This window comes from Paenibacillus sp. LS-5, assembly GCF_056121505.1.
This window is the reverse complement of the sequence record NZ_JBWAVA010000029.1, coordinates 1-19,619: the sequence shown is the minus strand read 5'-3', so window position 1 is coordinate 19,619 and position 19,619 is coordinate 1. Positions and strand designations below refer to the sequence as shown.

Below are 19,619 nucleotides of genomic sequence, written 5' to 3'. Positions count from 1 at the left end.
AGTTGTCAGGATGAGTCAAAATCATATGCTGAAAACCATATTGCAGGCACAGCAAGTCCGTAAATCTTTTGGAGCCAGAGGCAATGTTCAGCAGGTACTGAAAGGCATAGATCTTCGTGTGGTGGAGGGGGAATTTGTCGGGATTATGGGGCCGTCAGGATCGGGTAAAACGACGTTGATCAATGTCCTGGCTACGATTGATACAGCTACGGAAGGGAGAATATTCGTCGAAGAAACGGAGATTTCAAGAATGAACCGTGCCGAATTATCTGCTTTCCGCCGCAAGAAGATCGGGTTTATCTTTCAGGATTACAATTTGCTGGACACTTTGACTGTGAAAGAGAACATCCTGCTGCCGGTGTCACTCGGAAGGATGAAGAAGACAGCAGTGGAGGCAGATTATCAGGAAATTGCCGCTCGGCTTGGCATCAGTGAGATTGCCCACAAATATCCGCATGAAATATCCGGCGGTCAGCGTCAGCGTACGTCAGCGGCGCGGGCACTGATCCACCGGCCGTCCATTGTATTTGCGGATGAGCCGACAGGCGCACTCGATTCCAAAGCAGCCTCAACTCTGTTGGGGATGATCGAGACAATTAACCGGCAGCAGAGCACTACAGTCATGATGGTGACTCATGATCCTGTAGCCTCCAGCTATTGTAGCCGGGTGGTGTTTTTGAAGGATGGCGTCCTGTATTCCGAATTGTATCGCGGCAGCAAGACGCGGCAAGCGTTCTTCAAAGAGATATTGAATGTTCAGGCTGTGCTCGGGGGGGATCATATTGACACTGTTTGAGCTCCTGATCCGCGGTATGCGCAAAAATATTAAATATTATTACCTGTATTACTTTGCACTTATTTTCAGTACAGGCCTATACTTTGTGTTTGCTTCATTACAAAATGACTCAATAGTCATGGCGGCGTCCTCTACAGATATTCAGTTTTCTACCGTATTCAATGCGGCCGGAGTACTGGTGGTTGCGATCGTGGTCATATTTATGGTCTACGCCAATAGCCTTTTTCTAAAAAGAAGAAGCAGGGAAATAGGTCTGTATCAGCTGGTAGGGCTGACGCAGCACGCAGTCGGGCGGTTGCTCATTATGGAGCATACTCTGCTTGGGGCAGGGGCGCTTGGCATCGGGATCGCTGGTGGTGCGCTCTTTTCAAGACTTTTTGTGCTCATTTTGTTGAAATTGACCGGTATTCAAAGTGAGGTCGCACTATCGTTCTCCAGCAAAGCTGCCCTACAGACGATCATTGTATTTGCTATACTCATCAGCTTGACCTTAATTCAAACCCTGTTCAAAGTCTACCGTACAACGTTGCTGGATCTATTCAATGCAGACCGGCAGGGTGATCAGCCCAAACGGCCAAAGACGTTCCTGTCCGCCCTGATGGGACTACTCGGAATTATACTGATCGTGCTGGGTTACCTGCTCTCCAGTCAAACCTTGGGACCACATCTGTTTCTGCAAATGCTCGTTATTCTCGGCACGACCCTACTCGGGACGTACCTGTTGTTTCGCGTGACAATCGGCTGGTTATTCCACCAGTTCCGTAAGGGTAAAAACGGCCAGCTCGGACTGAAAAACAGCTTGTCGCTAGCCCCTATGATGCATCGGATGAAAGGCAATGCAAGCTCACTGACTCTGATTACTGTATTATCCGCAATGACACTTACAATGGTGGCCATCTCTTATTCACTGTACTATTCGGCTGAGCGCGAGTCACGAGCCTTGCTCCCCTACGATTTTATATTTGAAAATAAGGAACTGGATGCCAAGTCCTTTCAAGAAGAACTTGAAAAAGCAGGATACTCTTATGCTTACCAGCCCGTTGAGGCGATCCGGCTCACAGGCAGATCCGTCAAAGGGGAAGGGGATGGAATGGATATACTGCTGCTTACAGCTGAGCAGCTCCAGGCAAGTGGTGCTAATATTCCCGTACCCCGCCAGGGTGAGGGCATCTTTTACGATGGATTGAGGAGGGCGTTCAGCGAGGAGCGGGACATGGGTTTTCCGCCCCGGATGTTGGAATTGGGTGGACTCACTGGTCATCAGAGGATTAACCTGATCCGGGCAGAAGACAGCTATGCCATGAACTTCAGCGTACGTGGCCATCAGCTGGTAGTAGCCCTGGAGACGATCAAGATGATTCGCAGGCACATGCAGGCTTCAAGAGAATATGAATCGCTCCGCTTCGATACTTACCAGATTGCAGATAAGAAGCAGCGTGCTGCGGCATCTGCGATCTATGCGAGCTATATCAGCGAAGAAGAGTTCAGTCCGGATTTCGATGCCTATTATAAGGAATCACTCCGCAAATTCGGGTTGATTATTTTCATCGCCGCTTTTCTTGGGCTGATTTTTCTAGTTTTTACTGGCAGTATCCTGTATTTCAAACAGATGACAGAAGCAGAGCAGGAGCGAAAGAGTTATACGATTCTAAGGCAGCTTGGGTTCGGGGAACGCGAGATTATGGGCGGCATAGTACGGAAGCAGATATTTGTATTCGCATTGCCGCTGGTGGTTGGATTGCTGCATTCCATCTTTGCTGTGAGAGCGGCTTCTGCGCTAAGTCTGTCCGATCTTACCTTCCCGGCTGCAGTTGCCATGATAGCCTATACGGTGATCTACTTCATGTTTGCTGTTCTTACTATTGGTTATTATCACCGCATTGTGAAGGCTGTGCTCTAGCAGCTCCGCGGCCTTCTTCATATCTTCGAAATCGGATAATACAGATTACATTCACAGTACTGCTTATTGCATCTGGCGTAATTGATGAGCTCGAAGCTGAATTTCTCATCCAGATCGAATTGTATGGTGGGCATCCACGTCTCGAAGATATGCTTCCAGATGCTGCTTAAGGACTTCGAGTTGATGTCTTCCGGCCGATGAGGTCCCATATAGGTGAACACTCCGTACTTGTGGGGGGCAACATGCTTGACAGTCATATCCGGTGGAATGATGCTGGTCTGATTCACTTCGACTGAGGGTTGGTACCAGGTATAGCCCTGAAACGGCTCCGGAACGGTGGTATACCCGATATAAATATTTTTGTTGACCGGATTGATAATTCTTGGACGGTCCTTATAAAAGAAAGCGACACCCAGCCGGTTGGACGTTTGATTAGCCATATTGTCATTTACATCCACCTGATATTCGGGTCCTGCAATGGAAAAGGGCGGCAATACGCTTGTGGAATGGAAATAGACAAGACCTTCTCCGGCACGATGCAGAAAATCGGCATTGAACCTGTCCATGATCTGCAGTGGAGAGGGGTTTCGCCGCCATTTGGCGGGACTGATGTTGAATTCCTCTTTGAAGACTCTGGAATAGGTGCGTTCGCAGCCGAAGGAGTATTTGGAGGAGATGAACTCAATGCTGTTCCGTTCATGAATCAGATCTCCCAGGGACAAGGCGATCCGCCTTCTACGTACATATTCCATCAGGCCGGTTGCGGTTGCCCCTTTCCAGATGCGGAGTAAATGAAATTTGGAGATATTCACCTGTTCGGAGATACGGTCCAGACTTAGCTCATCGAGCAGATGATGTTCGATATAATCAGTGGTTTGGTTGATCGTTTCGAGGAGATGGAGTTCCATAATTGCTCCTTTGCAAGCTGAACTTTTTGCGGGATAACCCAGCAATTTTTGTCCGTTTCTATACATCGCAGTGTAGTATGATTCTACCATAAACGGAAAATACGAAAAGGGAAATTTTATAAGAAAAAGGAGGAGGGCTGGAAGGATGGATAGTGCAGCGCAGGCAGAGCTTAGAGAACGCTACATTGCCGCTCGGGACAGCTTTATCGGCAAGGTCAGCGGTGATCCGAATGTGATTGCCGTTATTCTCAGCGGGAGTCTGGCTTATGATGTGATTTGGGAAAAAAGCGATATTGACATGACCATGGTCGTCCGTGACCAGCCCCTTACCACAACAACCTATTGTATTGACGAGGACGGTATCTTAATCAATGTGTATCTTGTGGGCCGAAGCGACTTCAAGCGGGGGATGGACCGGGCGCTGGGCGGGTCCTTTGCCCAATCCTACTACTCCAAGGGGAAGATGGTCTATTCCACGGATGACAGCCTGGTTGAATACTTCGAAGATCTCAAGACCATAGGCAGTGATGATATAGCGATTTCGGCACTTCATATTGCAGGTCAGCTAGTATTTTTGTCCGACAAGACCCGGAAGTGGCTGACCGTCCGAAAGGATCTGCTGTATGCCCAGTATTACTTGTTAAAAGCTGCAGAGTCGGTTGCCCATATGGAGCTCTGCATTCACGGTGAAGCCATATCCAGAGAGGCTATTCAGCGAGCACAGATCCTGAATCCGGAGGTTCTTGTTCCTTTTTATCAGGAGGCGATGTCCCACCATATGAATGTGGAGGAAATAGAGAGGGGATTAGACTGCCTGGACCGAATACTGGAGCGGCATCTCCCTGTCTTTTCAAAGCCGGTGCTTGAGTTCATGAGGGATCAGCAGATCAAAACGGTTACGCTGATCAATAAGCATTTTCATGTGCAGAGTGACCAGCTGCTTGGTGTCATGGACTATTTGGTTCAGCAAGGCATCATCGAGAAGGTTACTCAGACGATTCGGATCACGCCCAAAAGCAAGCTGGCTGTTGAGGAAGCAGGCTATTTATACATTCCATAAATACAAGTGCGAAAGGAGCTTCATCATGCCCATTCGAACAACTATCGAGATATCCGGGGCCAAACAGAACAACCTGAAGAACATCTCCGTTGAAATCCCGCGGGACCAGTTAACAGTGATCACCGGCGTGTCCGGTTCGGGGAAGTCCTCGCTTGCTTTTGACGTCCTTTACGGGGAGGGCCAACGTCGGTTTCTCGATTCCATCTCCACGTTCGCCAAGAGCCGGATCAGCCAGCTCAAAAAAGCAAAAGTCGACTATGTACGCGGCCTGTCCCCGGTCATCGCAATTGAACAGAAGAAAAGCAATACCAATCCGCGTTCAACCGTAGGCACCGTTACGGACATTAACGACTATCTGCGTCTGCTGTATTCCACGGCAGGTGTTGGCAAATGTCCGGAATGCGGACATTCCCTGAAACAGCTGTCTGCTGCCCAGATCGCTGAACGTATTTCCTCCCTGCCCATCGGAACAGTAGTTGAGCTACGGGCTCCCGTCTATAAAGTATACGGAGAGGAATACAGCTTTACTTTTCAGCAGCTCCGGGATAAGGGTTATAAGAACCTGCTGGTGGATGGCGAGCCATTTTCACTGGCGGAAAAAAGAGAACTGGACGAAGCACAGGAATACCATATAGAAATGGTCATTGACCGCTTTAAGCTGAAGAAAGACACCTATATTCAACTGACCAAATCCATCGAAGCAGCGATGTTGGCCCTCGAAGAGGATATTATGATCAAAGTGGTGGTTCCGGGAGGGGTAGACCCGTCCTTCTATCAGGATTTCGGTTGTCTGGAGCATCATTTCTTCCTGTGCGACATGCAGCCCTTCCATTTCTCCTTCAACACACCCGTAAGCGCCTGTCATACCTGCCTTGGGGTAGGGATGTCCTACGTGGTAGAGCCCCGTTTTCTGGTAGTGGCACCAGAGAAAAGCATCAACAAGGGAGCTCTGAAAAGTACGGTTTTCAGCCCTGCAGGCAAGGACAGTTACCGTTCTGTGCTGATGTACAGCTTGTCCCAGAAATATCAATTCAGTCTCGACACCCTTTTCTGCGATCTACCGAAGGAAATTCATGATCTTCTCTTCTACGGAACCAAAGGCGAGGTGCTCCCTATGCTCCAGCCCCCTAATTCTACGAAGAAGAACTGGATGATCGGGAGGGACCGGCCTTTCTGGGGGTTCGTCCATGAAATGGAGAGCTGGTACAAGCATTACATCCGGAAAAGTTCTACCTCGGAAGTCTTTGAACCGACGTTCATTAAGGATTGTATGATCGAGAAGATTTGCCCGGAATGCCATGGAGCAAGGCTCAAAAAACAGCGCCTCCAGGTTACCCTTGGAGAAGAAAATATCGACCAGTTAAGCCGCAAACAGCTGCCGGAGCTGCTCCATTCGCTGGAAGGGTTAACGTTTGGAGCAGAGATTCAGGATGTGGCCACTTCGATTATTCATGAGATCCGCACCAGGGTGTCCCTGCTCATTGATATCGGACTGCACTATATCAGCCTTAGCCGGAGAAGCGACAGTATTTCGGGCGGCGAGATGCAGCGGATCAAAATGTCGACCCAGATCAGCAGTGAGCTGATGGGGATGCTATACGTTATGGACGAGCCAAGCATAGGCCTGCACCCCCGCGATTCCAGCCGCGTCATTGACACTATGAAGAAGCTGCGGGATATCGGCAACACCGTAATTGTGGTTGAGCATGATATGGATACCATACAAAGTGCGGATCATATTATCGAGATCGGCCCCGGTCCGGGAATTCATGGCGGCCAGGTCGTGGCTTGCGGGACCATCGAAGATATTATGAATGAGCCCCAGTCCGTGACAGGCCGATATCTATCGGGAAAAGCCTGCATTCCCGTCCCCGGGAAGCGTAGAAGCCTGGGAGATGATTTCCTCAGCATTCAAGGTGCCCGGGAGAACAACCTGAAGAATGTGGATCTGGATATTCCACTGGGTGTGTTCATCTGCGTTACCGGGGTATCCGGTTCAGGGAAAAGCTCGCTGATTAACGAGATTCTGTTCAAGCAACTGAAGATCGACAAGACTGCAGCGCGGATTGTGGCGGGTGAGCATGATTTTCTGTTCGGTGCGGATCTGCTGAACAATGTCATTAACATTGACCAGACCCCTATCGGAAGAAACAGCAAATCGAACCCGGCAACCTATATCGGCATCTATGATAAAATCCGGGATCTCTTTGCTATGCAGCCGGAGGCGGTGGACAGGGGATACCAGCCAATTGACTTCAGTCTGACCCATGCAGGCGGAACCCGTTGTGAGCAATGCGCCGGAGACGGTGTGATCGTTACCAATCTGCAGTTCATGGCTGATATTGAGACCATCTGTCCGGTGTGCAAGGGGCAGCGGTTCTCGGAAGAGGGGCTTGAGATTAAGGTCCATGGTAAAAGCATCGCCGATGTCCTGGAGATGACGGTGGAGGAAGCCCGTGAATTCTTCAGCGGTCACAAATACCTGAAGCATAAGCTGGAGATTATGGATGAGCTCGGACTTGGCTATATGCGGCTAGGTCAAAGCTCGACGACCTTGTCCGGCGGAGAAGCGCAGCGTGTCAAGCTGGTGTATGAGCTGTCCAAAATCAAGCGGGGCGCCCGTAATCTGTATATCCTTGACGAGCCTACCACAGGGCTGCATCTGTCGGATATTCAAAAGCTGCTGCTGTCTCTGGGCAAGCTGGTGGATAATGGGCATACCGTTATCGTTGTTGAACATCATCTGGACGTTATGAAGTCTGCAGATTATATCATTGATATGGGCCCTGAAGGCGGACATGACGGAGGGTATGTTGTTGCTGAAGGCACACCGGAGCAGGTGGCTGAAGTCGAAGCTTCTCATACGGGCAGGTTTTTGCGTTCGGTTCTGTGAGCCTAAAAGGAGTAAATCATGAAGAAAGGTAAAGTGATCATTTATCTGTTTATACTGATGCTTCTACTAATCGTCACTGCTTGTTCAACAAATGCTGGCGGAGCCAAACCTATAACCACACATTCTGAAATATCGAATAAGGAGAATGACGTATCTTCAAATGATAATGGGAACGAAACCACTTCTTCCGAAACGATAACAGGAATTGATGATAAGATATAAATAACTTTTTGATAAGTTTAGATTTCAAACCACATACGGCTATTATTACAGCCACAGATCCAATTACAGAGCCAGCAACAGACAATCTTGATGTTATTTCGACTATAAAAGTGAGGACTACGAAACCTTGAATGATTCTTTTCGGAAAAATCGAATAAATAAACCTTGTATTGTTTTTTATAAAGTGATATAATCTTTTATACGAGAGAATTATTCAAGTCTTCCCCGGGTTACCTGAAGGCGATATGATTCGACCAATAATGAGGACTCTTAGCTCAGTTGGTAGAGCAGTAGACTCTTAATCTATTTGTCCAGGGTTCGAGCCCCTGAGAGTCCATCACTGGAGAAACGGCAGAAATGCCGTTTCTTTTTTTGTTACCATATTTCAGAAATGGGGCTGATAAAGTTGAGAACTTACAACCTATATCAAGTAGACTCGTTTACCACTGAACTTTTCAAAGGTAATCCGGCGGGAGTAGTATTGGACGCGGATGGACTTTCGGAGCAGGAGATGCTAAAAATCGCCCGGGAGCTGAACAATTCAGAAACCGCTTTTGTAATGGCGCCGGATGGGCCGGATCATGAGGTGCGGATCCGTTATTTTACACCCCGAATCGAAGTTCCGGTATGCGGACATGCGACCGTTGCAGCTCATTACGTCCGGGCTAAGGAGAAGAAACTGGAGTCTGGCATGGTCATACACAAGATTGCTATCGGAGTGTTACCGGTTGAGATTATCAAGGAAGACAATGATTATTCTGTCATTATGACGCAAGGCAGCATTGAGTTCTCGGGGCCTTTTACAAACGGTGACCGTGAACAGTTAATGAAAGCCTTAGGTTTGCGGGAAGAGGATATGGACCCAAGGTGTCCGGTGCAGATCGTATCCACGGGACATTCCAAAGTGATGGTTGCAATCAAAAGCAGAAAGACCTTGGACCATTTGCAGCCGGATATGCGTGCACTTACTGAACTGAGCAGCAGGATGGGCTCCAACGGATATTTTGTGTTCACTCTGGATTCAGAAATGGACGGTATATTGACGCATGGGAGAATGTTTGCTCCCGCTGTTGGGGTCGACGAGGATCCGGTAACAGGTAACGCCCATGGTCCGCTTGGGGCATATCTGGTCAAACATGGATTGGTTGAGCACAATGGTGCCTCCTTTTCTTTCCGGGGGGAACAGGGGTCAGCGACCGGTCGGAGCGGCATCGTTAGTGTAACTGTAGAAATGGAGCACGGAGAACCTTCACTGGTAAAGTTGGGGGGAAGAGCGCTTATTGTATTTAAGACGGAGATTCAGCTCTAATGCTGATAGGGTTGTCCCAAAACACGAATAAGCCCTTCCCGCTCCTGATTGGGAAGCTGAAGGGCTGAGAAGGTTGTTTCAACTACCGTGTCTCCAGATAAGCAATGCCAAGCGCCCCGGTTACAGGGTTGCGGTAAGTTTCGCAGGCCACATCAAAGACCTGGCCGATTAATTCCTTCGTCAATATATCCTCTGGCTTCCCGCAGGCGGCCACTTGGCCCTTCTTCATGACATACAGATAATCGCAGTATTCCGCTGCAAGGGTGAGGTCATGAAGCGCCGCGAGAATGCCGATGTCGAGCTTTTTAACGATATTCAGAATTTGCAGCTGGTATTTAATATCGAGATGGTTGGTCGGCTCATCCAGAATCATGAATTCCGGCTGCTGGGCCAGAACACGGGCGAGGATGACACGCTGTTTCTCGCCACCGGATAGTGAATTATAGCTGCGGCCTGCATGGCCTTCCAGATTGACCTTGCGCAGAGCGCCTGAGACAATGTTGAAATCCTCTTGGTTATCGGTTTCCAGCATTCCTTTATGCGGGGTTCTGCCCATTGCCACCATTTCACGCACGGTGAAGTCAAAGCTGAGCTCGTTGAACTGGCCAACGACACCCAGCTTTTGCGCCACAATTCGGGGGCTTGATTTCATGACATTCATATCAGAGAGGAATACATCACCCTGGCGCGGCTTGATCACTTTATAAATACTCTTGAGGAGTGTGGATTTGCCGCAGCCGTTCGGACCAATGAGCCCGACAAATTGCTTGTTTCTGACCTTCAGGGATACATCTTTTACGATATTCGCATCGGCAAAAGAGACGCTTAGGTGATCAACGCTCAAGTTCATTAACTTTTCCCTCCAAACGCGTAGCCTTTTTTGATCAGCATGTACATGAACATCGGTGCACCGATTAAGGCGGTGATGATCCCTATGGGGAGTTCAACATTGGGTACAATCGTCCGGGCAATCACATCTGTCCAGATCAGGAAGATTGCTCCGAACAGAACGGACGCAGGCAGCAGTCTCCGGTGATCTGAGCCAACCAGTCCTCTGACCAAATGGGGGATGATGAGTCCCACGAATCCGATCATGCCGCAGCTTGCTACCATCACGCCTGTAATCAGCGCAGTAATCATCATATAGGCTTTGCGGTATGCACCCAGATGAATGCCCAGGGTGACCGCAGCCTCATCGCCCAGCATCATCGCGTTCAGGACGCGGAATTGCATGAGGAAGAAGAAAACAGCAAGAAGGACGGATATCGAGATGAGCGGGAGTTTGTCCCAGCTTGCCGCAGCCAGACTGCCCATCGTCCAGAACGTAACGGTCTTAATGCCTTCTGCATTATTGGCGAAATAAACAATGAAATTGGCGAAGGCGGTACATAACGCATTAATGACCATGCCGGCCAGGACGAGCTTGACGGAGGTCATTTTGCCGCCTGCGCTTGCCAGAATCAAGACCAGAAGGGAAGCGCCGACCGCACCGGCGAAGGCCCAGAAGGCAACCCCGGTCTGACCCAACAATCCCATGGAACCAAAGCCGATCAGGATGGCGAAGGTTGCGCCGAGAGAAGCGCCGGAAGAAATACCAAGAATATATGGATCAGCAAGCGGATTCTGAACAGCCGCCTGCATGATGGTACCGCATAACGTGAGTCCGGCTCCGATGAACATAGCCATCAGGACGCGGGGGAAGCGGATCTTCCAGATGATATCTACAAAGGAACCAGAGGTCAGCTCCTGTACATCTCCGATTTGAATACCTGTAAGGTGCTGGAGCAGAATCCGGTAGGATTGGGACACAGGAATGTCTACCTGTCCAAAGGAGACGGCCGCGCCTGCTGACAATAATGTAATTATAACCAGGATGCCAATAACGGTCATAAAGCCATAGCGGGTGTGGATAATGGATTTTTTGGGTTCGAACTGCGCAGCTACTTCAGTGTGCATGGCATTCATAGGGCTCCTTATTGAATATATTTAATTTAAAATATAAGCCATATTGAGAACCATTGTCAATGAGAATTATTATCATTGACAATGGTTCTCATATTCTATATTCTACGTTTGTACTACCTGCCAGATATCAGCTCGGTAAATAAACCTGCAGGATATACAAATGTACATACAGAAAAGGGGACTAGGGAAATGAAGAATGTATTCAAAAGATATGTGCCGCTATTGGCGGTATTGGTAATGGCGGTAATGGTAGCTGCGTGTTCATCGGGCACCAAGAATGCGAATGGAGCTTCGGAATCGGCTGCACCCGCAAGCAGTCCAACAAGCACAGAGGAAGCTGCTCCAAGCACTAAGACGGTCTACCCGATCACCATTGAGAACTACACCAATAATGGTGAAGGAACGGAATGGAAGGCCAAATCACAGACTTTTGACAAGGCACCTGAAAAAGTGGTAGCCAATACCCAGGGAGCCGCTGAACTGCTGATCAAGCTGGGCTTGACCGACAAAATGGTCGGTGTGGCTGCCCTTTATGGTGCGGGTGATCCTGCGGTACAAGAGGAATTCAAGAAGATTCCAGTGATCTCCAAGGAATATGCCAGTAAAGAGCTCGTCGTTGGAGCAAGTCCTGATCTCGTACTGGGGCGCAGTGACCTCTATGCGGATGCGGATTGGGGCGTTGGGACTGTAGAGGGTTTGAACGAACTAGGTATTAAGACGTTCGTGCAGAACACCAGTGTTAAGGGTGCTACACTTGACAGCTTGTACAAGGATATTGAACAGATCGGTCAAATCTTCGATGTGCAGGAGAATGCAGCCGCCTATATCAATGAATTGAAGGAGCGTGCACAGACACTTAAGGATAATACTGCAGCGAGTGGTGAGAAGACCTTTGCTTATGTGAACGACGCAGGAAACGGGGCAATCGGCATTTACAGCGGGAATGTGGATACTTTTGCAGGGGATGTCTTAGGTCTCCTGGGACTCAAAAACAGCTTCGGTACCGTTACCGGGGATATTAGTAAAGAGCAGCTGATCGCCACTAACCCGGATGTGCTTCTGCTCTCCGTGTATACGGGAGGCGTAGATCCGGAACAGACGTTAAAGGCATTTTACGCTGATCCGTCACTGCAAAGTCTGAAAGCCATCAAGAACAAGGCGATTTATAAGATCGATTTTAACCAGTTCTGGGGCTACAGCTACTCCATATTTGACGGGGCTGAGAAATTGGCAACCGAGTTGGTCGCCAAGCCTTAAGGCTACCTGATCAGAAGTATAATAGAAGCAGAGTGGGCAGTCCTCACGACATAGCCCACTCTGCTTTTTTTGTTGCCTGTATGTCTACTTAAGCTGAAGGTGCAAACCAATATAAAGAGGGAGTGACGGAGGGGAAGTTTGGAACTGGAGGAGTCTGGCGAAATTTAAATTTTGAATATTCAAACATGAAGATATACAATATAGTGATTATAATTCGAGAATAGCTTGGGGGAACAAAAAAGTGGAACTTGGAATCAGCACTTTTGCCGAAACAACGCCTGATGTGATCACAGGGGAAACCATGAGCCACGCGGAGCGGCTGCGTGAAGTGGTAGATGAGATTGTACTTGCGGATCAAGTGGGATTGGATGTATACGGGGTGGGTGAGCATCACCGTCCGGATTTTGCCGCATCATCACCTGCAGTTGTGATGGCCGCAGCGGCATCCCTCACGTCCAGGATCCGGTTGACCAGTGCTGTGATGATCCTGTCGTCGGCCGACCCGGTGCGTGTCTTTCAGGATTTCGCCACGCTGGACGGTCTATCGAACGGACGCGCAGAGATTATGGTCGGCCGTGGTTCTTTTACAGAGTCCTTTCCTTTATTCGGCTGTGATCTGAAAGACTATGAAACCTTATTCGAGGAGAAGCTCGATTTACTGATGAAGCTCCAGAAGTCCGGGAGCGTGAACTGGGAAGGTAAGCATAGAGCCGCCATACATAATCTGGAGATTTATCCGCGTCCGGTGCAGCAGCCTTTGCCCGTATGGATCGCCAGCGCAGGAAGTCCCGAATCTGCGGTTCGTGCAGGTGCACTCGGGCTGCCTTTCGCGCTGGCGATGATCGGACCTGTCCGTCCCTTACAGTTTGCTTCGCAAGTCCAGGCTTATAAAGAAGCCGCAGTCCGGGCAGGGCATGGTAGTCTGCGGCTGCCAGTTGCGGCCCATGCGCATGGATTTATCGCCGAGAATACGCAAAAAGCCATGGAACAGTTCTATCCATCTACCCATGCCCGTACGAATGTCAGAGCGGTGGAGAAAGGCCTCCCGCCATATCACCGTTCAGATTATGACGCGGCATGCAGCTTCGAAGGAGCTTTATATGTGGGAGACCCCGTGACTGTAGCAGATAAAATCATTCATTTACGGAAGCATGTAGGGATTACAAGGTTTCTGCTGCATGTACCACATGGTTCGATGCCTCATGCCGAGGTGATGGAAGCGATCAGGTTGTTTGGCACGGAAGTGGCTCCCCGGGTGCGTGAGGAAGTGGCGCGCTGGGAAGCAGACAACCAGTAAGACACAGTAATTATAATGATGTCTGAAAATACACTGGATGCATGAGTGTGGTAAAGCACAAATTTACATTTTTATTTACAATATTGTCTATTACATGTCTTGTCCATAACAAGATGACGCTTACAGCCTTGGGATGGTATGATAGGAAGTGGGGTGAATATGAAATGAACAATAAGTCAACGACTGACGAAGCAATGAGCAACGAAGAAACAGGCGAAGAATCAACCGGCACAGAGCAAACGATGACTGACGAACAAATGGCTGAGCTTGTAAAGGCTGTTCACCATAATGGCATTGTTGCGCTGAAGATGCATTTCAATGAGGTTCAGGGCCAGGTAATGAATCTGGATGCTTACGGCCCGATATTTGTGTTTCATGTTATGGACGAGGCGAAGGATGTCTATTCTTGCGGGTTTTTCCTGCGCGAGCTGATTAACAGATTCCAGACGAACAACAGTCCGAATATTTGGATGGCTTCGTTCTTCATCGACTTGATGAAGGTCAAGGGAGGCAAAGCCCTCATACCGCCGCCAACCAGTGAAGAAGAGGCCAAGGCCATGATCGATAACCTACTTGTGCCGCATTGTATTGCAGCCGTACGTGAAGAATTTGCTCCCGAGCAGGTTCACGCAGGACTGGCCTGGAATGAGACCCACGGTCCGGTGTTTGAAGCCGGATTCCCTGCGGTAACCGAAGGCAATAATGTCTGTGCCATTCCGCTGCATATGCTCTTAATCCATCTTCAGTTGAACCGCGATCCGTCGGAACTGCTGCTGCAGGGATTGTACAGCATCCGGAAAGAGCATGGGTTGGATTAATCCCGCTGGTTCATTCCAGTGAATCCTATTTGAAGAAACAGACCGTATCCTTTCAGGGGTTGCGGTCTGTTTTTGTGTTGCCATTTATTCTTGCAGGAAGCAATGCCAACGGTTTTGTTAACATAAAATATATTGATAATTAACAATGTATTACCCGTGATTTTACATATGTCTCTTAAAGTTAAAGAGATTACAAACTAGGGAGGTACATATGTTAATCAAACATCCAAAACGGATTTTAAGCGTATTCATGGGTTCGGTCATGCTGATGACGCTACCGGCATCCTATCCTGTTCATGCTGTATCTGCCGCAACCATTGAAAAAGGGGCCGTGATCTATACAACCGATTCTTTCCAAGATGTATCCCCTCGTACTGCCACAGGCGCAGTGTATGACCCGGCTACAGTGACACCCGCTACCTATGTATGGGAGCATGGCAAGACGATGAATAAAATCGGCAGCTACTCTACTGGTTTTTCTGATTTGGAAGGCGGAGTTGCGGAGATTGTAAAATACAACAGCGATAACCAGAAGTTCTATCTGGTTAACGGCAAGGAGAAACAGATTGATATTGTCAGCCTGAAGCCTCTGAAGACAGGAGAGGAAACCCAGCTTGTGCTGGAGAAACGGATTGACGTCAGTTCAATGATTAACGGTTTCACCTTCGGAGATATTACCAGTATTGATATCAGTACAGAATTGGGCATGATTGCAATTGCTGTCCAGGAAGCGGATTATAAGAAATCCGGCGCAGTCTTGCTGCTCGACTATGATGGGAATTACCTTACGCACTATACAGCAGGTGTTCAGCCGGATATGGTCACCTTCACACCGGACCACCACTATCTGCTATCCGCTGATGAAGGGGAACCCAGAGAAGGCTATACTTCCCCTGCTGTTGACCCGAAAGGCTCTGTAACACTTATCAATCTGGCGGCAAAAACAGCCAAGGTGATTGATTTCACCGGCTTCGACGGCAGCGAAGCGCGGAATGCGCTTTTAGCGGATAACGTGATTCTCAAAAAGCAGACTGCCCCTTCTGTAGATCTTGAGCCGGAATATATAGCCGTGTCTGCAGACAGCAAGCAGGCATTTATTTCTTTGCAGGAAGCCAATTCCCTAGCCACGCTGGATCTGGAGACGGGTGCTTTTACAAGAATAAAGGGGCTAGGTTTTAAGGACCACAGTGTTCCCGGCAACGAGCTGGATATGCGCAGAGACGGCAAAATCGATATCAAAGCCGAAGCCAATGTTCTCGGCATGTACAATCCTGATGGAATTGCCACCTATGCCACTGGAGGTAAAACCTATGTGATTACGGCGAATGAAGGGGATTCCCGGGACTGGAAAGGTTATACCAATGAGAAGGATGTTACGCTGGGTAAAGGCCAGGATGGTGATGCCACCAAAAGCATGAAGGTAACCACTTTTGATACTTCCGGTTATGAAGTGGGAACGGGTGGAACCGGATTTGTAAGCGGGAAAACTTATCTTTTTGGCGCACGTTCCTTCTCGGTCTGGAATGCGGAGGATATGTCTCTGGTCTACGACAGTGGAGCGGACTTCGAGAAAATAACGGCGACTGTGCTTCCAAAGGGGTTTAACTGGTCCAATGACGACTTTGTTTTTGAGAAAAGAAGCGCCAAAAAAGGCCCTGAGCCCGAGGATGTCAAGGTTGGTATTGTGGACGGTACGCCGTATGCATTTATTGGACTGGAGCGGGTCGGCGGCAATATGATGTTTGACCTGTCCGACATTAGTAGTCCTGTCTTTTACGACTACTTGAATACAAGAGATTTGGAGCACTCGGTAGATGTGTCCGGAACCAAACCAGTCTACCAGGTTGCCGGGGATGTCTCTCCTGAAGGCCAGAATTTCATAGCGGCAGCATATAGCCCGACAGGTTATCCGCTGTTGCTGGTTGCCAATGAGGTATCGGGAACGGTCTCTATCATAGAGATACCAGAAGGTAAGTACACACCGGAAGAACCAGAAGCGCCGGTTACGCCAAACCCGGGAGCAACCGCATCTCCAAGTCCGGCGGTATCGACATCACCAGTGGTATCGGCAATGCCGGCACCTACACCTGCCCCAGCTTCAATACCGGTTACATTACCCCCAAGCCCAAGTGCTTCGCCGCAAGCCGGGGCATCCGTTACGGATACGGTAGCTGTGGCAGCTATGAAGTTGAATACGGAGACAGGGGAAGCAACAGGCATACTAACAGATGAAGCTGCCCAGAAACTGCTGGATAATGCGAAGACAAGCGGAAAAGTAGGGAATCCAGCGGTGGTGGAAATACGCGGAGAAGCTTTACCGGGAGCCTCAAAAGGAACGCTCGAGCTCAGCAGCGCGTTTTTGGCGAAGCTGTCATCTGACACACAGGCTGATCTGAAATTAAGCACCGGGGTTGCTTCCATTACGTTTAATAGCAACGTTATTGGAGCCATCAGCAAGGCGGCCTCAAGCCAATCGGTTAAGTTCAGTGTTGCACAGGCTACCGGGACGGGTTGGACTAGCAATACCCGGGACCTGGTAGGCAGCAGACCCGCGTATGCGTTCACCATCACCAGCGGGACAACCGGCATTACAAGCTTTGGAGAAGAATCGGTTAAGATTCAAGTCCCTTATGCACGACAAGCGGCAGAGAACACTAATGCAGTCGTAGTGTGGTATATAGACAGCAGTGGAAATGCTGTACCTGTAGACAGCACATATCGGGAGGCTACACAAACGGTTGAGTTCAGAACCCGTCACTTCTCGACCTTTGCCGTTGGTTATCATGCTGAGGGGTTCAGCGATAGCTTGAATCACTGGGCGAAGGACAGTATTGATTATAGTGCGGCGAGAGGCTGGTTATCGGGTGTGGGAGGTAACTCCTTTGCACCGAATCAGACCGTGACCCGGGGAATGCTTGCCACCATCCTGGGCAAAATGTCCGGCGCGGAGCTGTCTATCGGAGCGGCCTTCACCGATGTTGCGTCAGCCAAATATTATTCACCCTATGTGGCCTGGGCTGCATCCAAAGGCATCGTTCAGGGGACAGGCAACCATACTTTTGACCCGGAACGGGCCGTTACGAGGGAAGAACTGGCGGTCATTCTGAATCATTATGTGAAGTTTTCGAAGCTGCCAGTAGGGAATTTGAGTACTTCTTCTGCTTTTGCGGATGAAGGTCAGATCTCAGCCTGGGCCAGGGAAGCTGTCGCAACGATTCAAGACTATGGCTTCATCAGCGGCAAAGCGGGTAATCTCTTTGATCCCAAAGGAACGGCAACCAGAGCCGAGGTTGCTACGGTATTGAGACGGATGATGGAGAGCAGCTTTGCTGAATAGCCTATGAGAAACAGAGGAACAGACCACACTAAACAATCTAAAGTGGGGTCTATTCTTTTTTGTAAGTGTCCGGAGATTGGGTTGTTGAAGCGGTTGGAGGTTTAGCTCTTGGCTTTCCTTGGCCAAATGAAATAAGAGCTTGTGATAATCAGATCAATGCCCACGACAACAGACCATATGGAAATGATGCTTAGGAATGCTTCTGTACGGGCGGGGTCATCGATCCAGAGGATAAGACCATAGAGAATCCCTGCCCCAAGCAGAAAAGAGAGCACATGCTTCACCCAGCCTTTGAAGTAATGCCTGGCATGGTCCATACCATATCGTTTGACTGGAGCAGGTCCCTGCTTGCTTACATAATAGCGGAAGCGTTCATCCGCCCAACGAATCATACTTTTGCCGAACACGATAGATACGGAAATATAAATGGCTGCAATCGCATGGACCGTGGTGGCAGAAACACCATTGTACAGATCAATTCCTGCAATAACTAGCAGAATGAAGTCCAGAACCGGGGTTAGGGCGAGGAAAAACAGCCCCAGCTTTCTTCGCTTGAATAGATAACGCGCCGAGAAACCGGCAAGAATGACAACCCAGAACAAAACCTCGCAGGCGACAATCGCCCAGGCAACCAGATTCATATTCCACCCCTTGTGTAAAATAATGGTTTTAACACATTGGATTATATCAGCTGGATTTAAATAATACAAATGTATTATTTAAATTGCGCTTAATTTTTTCTCGTGCTACAATATGGACATGCCAAAAATTGTAGATCATTCGGAGAGAAAATCACATATCGCAGAAGCAACCTGGCGCGTCATCATGAATCAGGGGATGAAAGGGGCGACAGTACGGAATATTGCGCAGGAAGCCGGAGTTTCTCTGGGCGCTCTGCGCCATTACTTCTCAACACAGCATGAGCTGATTGTTTTTGCCATGAATCTTGTTAAGGACCGGGTCGATATCAGAATCAATGCCCTGCTTGCTCTTGATCTTCCGCCCAAACAGCTGATTACGAGGGCTCTGATGGAGTTGATTCCTGTAGATGACAGTACCCTGGCTGAGATGGAGGTATGGTTTGCTTTTGTCTTTCATCGCAAGTATGCGGGGGAGCACTATGTTGAAGTAGACGATGGGGTATACTCCGGTATCCAAAAGTTTGTGGATTATTTGCATGAGCAGGGACTGCTGAGGCAGGACCTGGATAAGGACAATGAACTTGAACGGCTGTATGCGCTGGTTGACGGACTGGCTCTGCATGCGATGCTGGATCCTGAGCGGCTGGACAAGCAGCGGATTCTTAGCGTTGTGACGAGTCATATAGATTCCATATGCAATGTATAAACTCGGGAAGCGGGAAGGAGCAGGTAATGGAACCCGTTAAAATCACCTATGAGTCGATAGACGATTATATTACCAAGGCCCCACTTGAAGTGCGGGGGAAGCTTGAAGCGGTAAGAAAGGTTATTCATGAGTCTGCCCCGGATGCTGTGGAGAAGATAAGCTACCAGATGCCAACCTTCTTCTTGCATGGCAATCTGGTGCATTTCGCGGCTTTCAAGAAGCATATCGGATTTTACCCGACTCCGCGCGGAATTGAGGTTTTCCAGGAGGAGCTGGCACAGTACAAAGGGGCAAAGGGTTCTGTGCAGTTTCCGCTGGACGAGCCGCTTCCACTCGATTTGATCAGCCGGATAGTGAAATTCAGAGCGGCCGAGAATAAGGGAAAAGCGGCGGGAAAGTTAAAAAAATAATGGAGACCGCGTCATAAAGCAGGCACAAAAACCAGCTAATACTTGTCAAGGATTTTGTATTGGAGATTAACGTCCATCTTGATATACTATTTTTAAGCAA

The 19,619-nt window shown here is 49.0% G+C and carries 16 protein-coding genes and 1 tRNA gene; 13 read left to right on the top strand and 4 right to left on the bottom strand.

The features are described 5' to 3' along the window. Positions 1 to 10: 10 nt before the first annotated feature. Both AC0MA3_RS25585 and AC0MA3_RS25580 read left to right on the top strand, forming a co-directional pair. Entirely contained in the window at positions 11 to 796 is a 786-nt protein-coding gene (locus tag AC0MA3_RS25585; protein WP_474658236.1) for an ABC transporter ATP-binding protein, read from the top strand. Then, positions 783 to 2,696: an ABC transporter permease gene (locus AC0MA3_RS25580; RefSeq protein WP_474658235.1), complete on the top strand. Its 1,914-nt coding sequence runs from the start codon at positions 783 to 785 to the stop codon at positions 2,694 to 2,696. The genes AC0MA3_RS25585 and AC0MA3_RS25580 overlap by 14 nt, the downstream gene beginning before the upstream one ends. Positions 2,697 to 2,713: 17 nt before the next feature. On the opposite strand, the gene AC0MA3_RS25575 is transcribed toward AC0MA3_RS25580, so the two are convergent. Next, complete coding sequence (locus tag AC0MA3_RS25575; RefSeq protein ID WP_474658234.1) at positions 2,714 to 3,604, bottom strand: AraC family transcriptional regulator; 891 nt, start codon at positions 3,602 to 3,604, stop codon at positions 2,714 to 2,716. 145 nt (positions 3,605 to 3,749) lie between these two features. Between AC0MA3_RS25575 and AC0MA3_RS25570 the strand changes: the two genes are divergently transcribed. From AC0MA3_RS25570 to AC0MA3_RS25550, 5 genes are all read left to right on the top strand, one after another. Next, the gene (locus tag AC0MA3_RS25570) at positions 3,750 to 4,664 is read left to right on the top strand and encodes a nucleotidyltransferase (protein ID WP_474658233.1); all 915 of its coding nucleotides are present in this window, start codon (positions 3,750 to 3,752) and stop codon (positions 4,662 to 4,664) included. A gap of 25 nt (positions 4,665 to 4,689) precedes the next feature. Further along, entirely contained in the window at positions 4,690 to 7,557 is a 2,868-nt protein-coding gene (gene uvrA / locus AC0MA3_RS25565; protein WP_474658232.1) for an excinuclease ABC subunit UvrA, read from the top strand. A gap of 18 nt (positions 7,558 to 7,575) precedes the next feature. Beyond that, positions 7,576 to 7,779 carry a hypothetical protein gene (locus AC0MA3_RS25560; protein WP_474658231.1) on the top strand — a complete coding sequence of 68 codons (204 nt, stop codon included), beginning with the start codon at positions 7,576 to 7,578 and terminating at the stop codon, positions 7,777 to 7,779. Positions 7,780 to 8,043: 264 nt separating this feature from the next. Next, positions 8,044 to 8,116 (top strand) — tRNA-Lys (locus AC0MA3_RS25555). 69 nt (positions 8,117 to 8,185) lie between these two features. Further along, the gene (locus AC0MA3_RS25550; RefSeq protein ID WP_474658230.1) at positions 8,186 to 9,088 is read left to right on the top strand and encodes a PhzF family isomerase; all 903 of its coding nucleotides are present in this window, start codon (positions 8,186 to 8,188) and stop codon (positions 9,086 to 9,088) included. Between the two features lie 82 nt (positions 9,089 to 9,170). On the opposite strand, the gene AC0MA3_RS25545 is transcribed toward AC0MA3_RS25550, so the two are convergent. After that, the gene (locus tag AC0MA3_RS25545; RefSeq protein ID WP_474658229.1) at positions 9,171 to 9,938 is read right to left on the bottom strand and encodes an ABC transporter ATP-binding protein; all 768 of its coding nucleotides are present in this window, start codon (positions 9,936 to 9,938) and stop codon (positions 9,171 to 9,173) included. Beyond that, on the bottom strand, positions 9,938 to 10,978 hold the full coding sequence (locus tag AC0MA3_RS25540; protein WP_474658254.1) for a FecCD family ABC transporter permease: 1,041 nt from the start codon (positions 10,976 to 10,978) through the stop codon (positions 9,938 to 9,940). The genes AC0MA3_RS25545 and AC0MA3_RS25540 overlap by 1 nt, the downstream gene beginning before the upstream one ends. 264 nt (positions 10,979 to 11,242) lie before the next feature. On the opposite strand from AC0MA3_RS25540, the gene AC0MA3_RS25535 reads away from it, so the two are divergent. From AC0MA3_RS25535 to AC0MA3_RS25520, 4 genes are all read left to right on the top strand, one after another. Continuing rightward, positions 11,243 to 12,310: an ABC transporter substrate-binding protein gene (locus tag AC0MA3_RS25535; protein WP_474658228.1), complete on the top strand. Its 1,068-nt coding sequence runs from the start codon at positions 11,243 to 11,245 to the stop codon at positions 12,308 to 12,310. A 241-nt stretch (positions 12,311 to 12,551) separates the two neighbouring features. Then, a complete protein-coding gene (locus AC0MA3_RS25530; RefSeq protein ID WP_474658227.1) occupies positions 12,552 to 13,607 on the top strand; it encodes an LLM class flavin-dependent oxidoreductase in 1,056 nt (351 codons plus the stop codon). 164 nt (positions 13,608 to 13,771) lie between these two features. Further along, the gene (locus AC0MA3_RS25525; protein WP_379153983.1) at positions 13,772 to 14,425 is read left to right on the top strand and encodes a hypothetical protein; all 654 of its coding nucleotides are present in this window, start codon (positions 13,772 to 13,774) and stop codon (positions 14,423 to 14,425) included. 211 nt (positions 14,426 to 14,636) lie between these two features. After that, the gene (locus AC0MA3_RS25520) at positions 14,637 to 17,762 is read left to right on the top strand and encodes a choice-of-anchor I family protein (protein WP_474658226.1); all 3,126 of its coding nucleotides are present in this window, start codon (positions 14,637 to 14,639) and stop codon (positions 17,760 to 17,762) included. A gap of 101 nt (positions 17,763 to 17,863) precedes the next feature. On the opposite strand, the gene AC0MA3_RS25515 is transcribed toward AC0MA3_RS25520, so the two are convergent. Further along, positions 17,864 to 18,403, bottom strand: coding sequence for a hypothetical protein (locus AC0MA3_RS25515; RefSeq protein ID WP_474658225.1), 540 nt, complete (start codon positions 18,401 to 18,403; stop codon positions 17,864 to 17,866). A gap of 112 nt (positions 18,404 to 18,515) precedes the next feature. On the opposite strand from AC0MA3_RS25515, the gene AC0MA3_RS25510 reads away from it, so the two are divergent. Together AC0MA3_RS25510 and AC0MA3_RS25505 are read left to right on the top strand one after the other, a co-directional pair. Continuing rightward, entirely contained in the window at positions 18,516 to 19,109 is a 594-nt protein-coding gene (locus tag AC0MA3_RS25510; protein WP_474658224.1) for a TetR/AcrR family transcriptional regulator, read from the top strand. Between the two features lie 26 nt (positions 19,110 to 19,135). Further along, a complete protein-coding gene (locus AC0MA3_RS25505) occupies positions 19,136 to 19,519 on the top strand; it encodes an iron chaperone (protein ID WP_474658223.1) in 384 nt (127 codons plus the stop codon). Positions 19,520 to 19,619 lie beyond the last annotated feature (100 nt).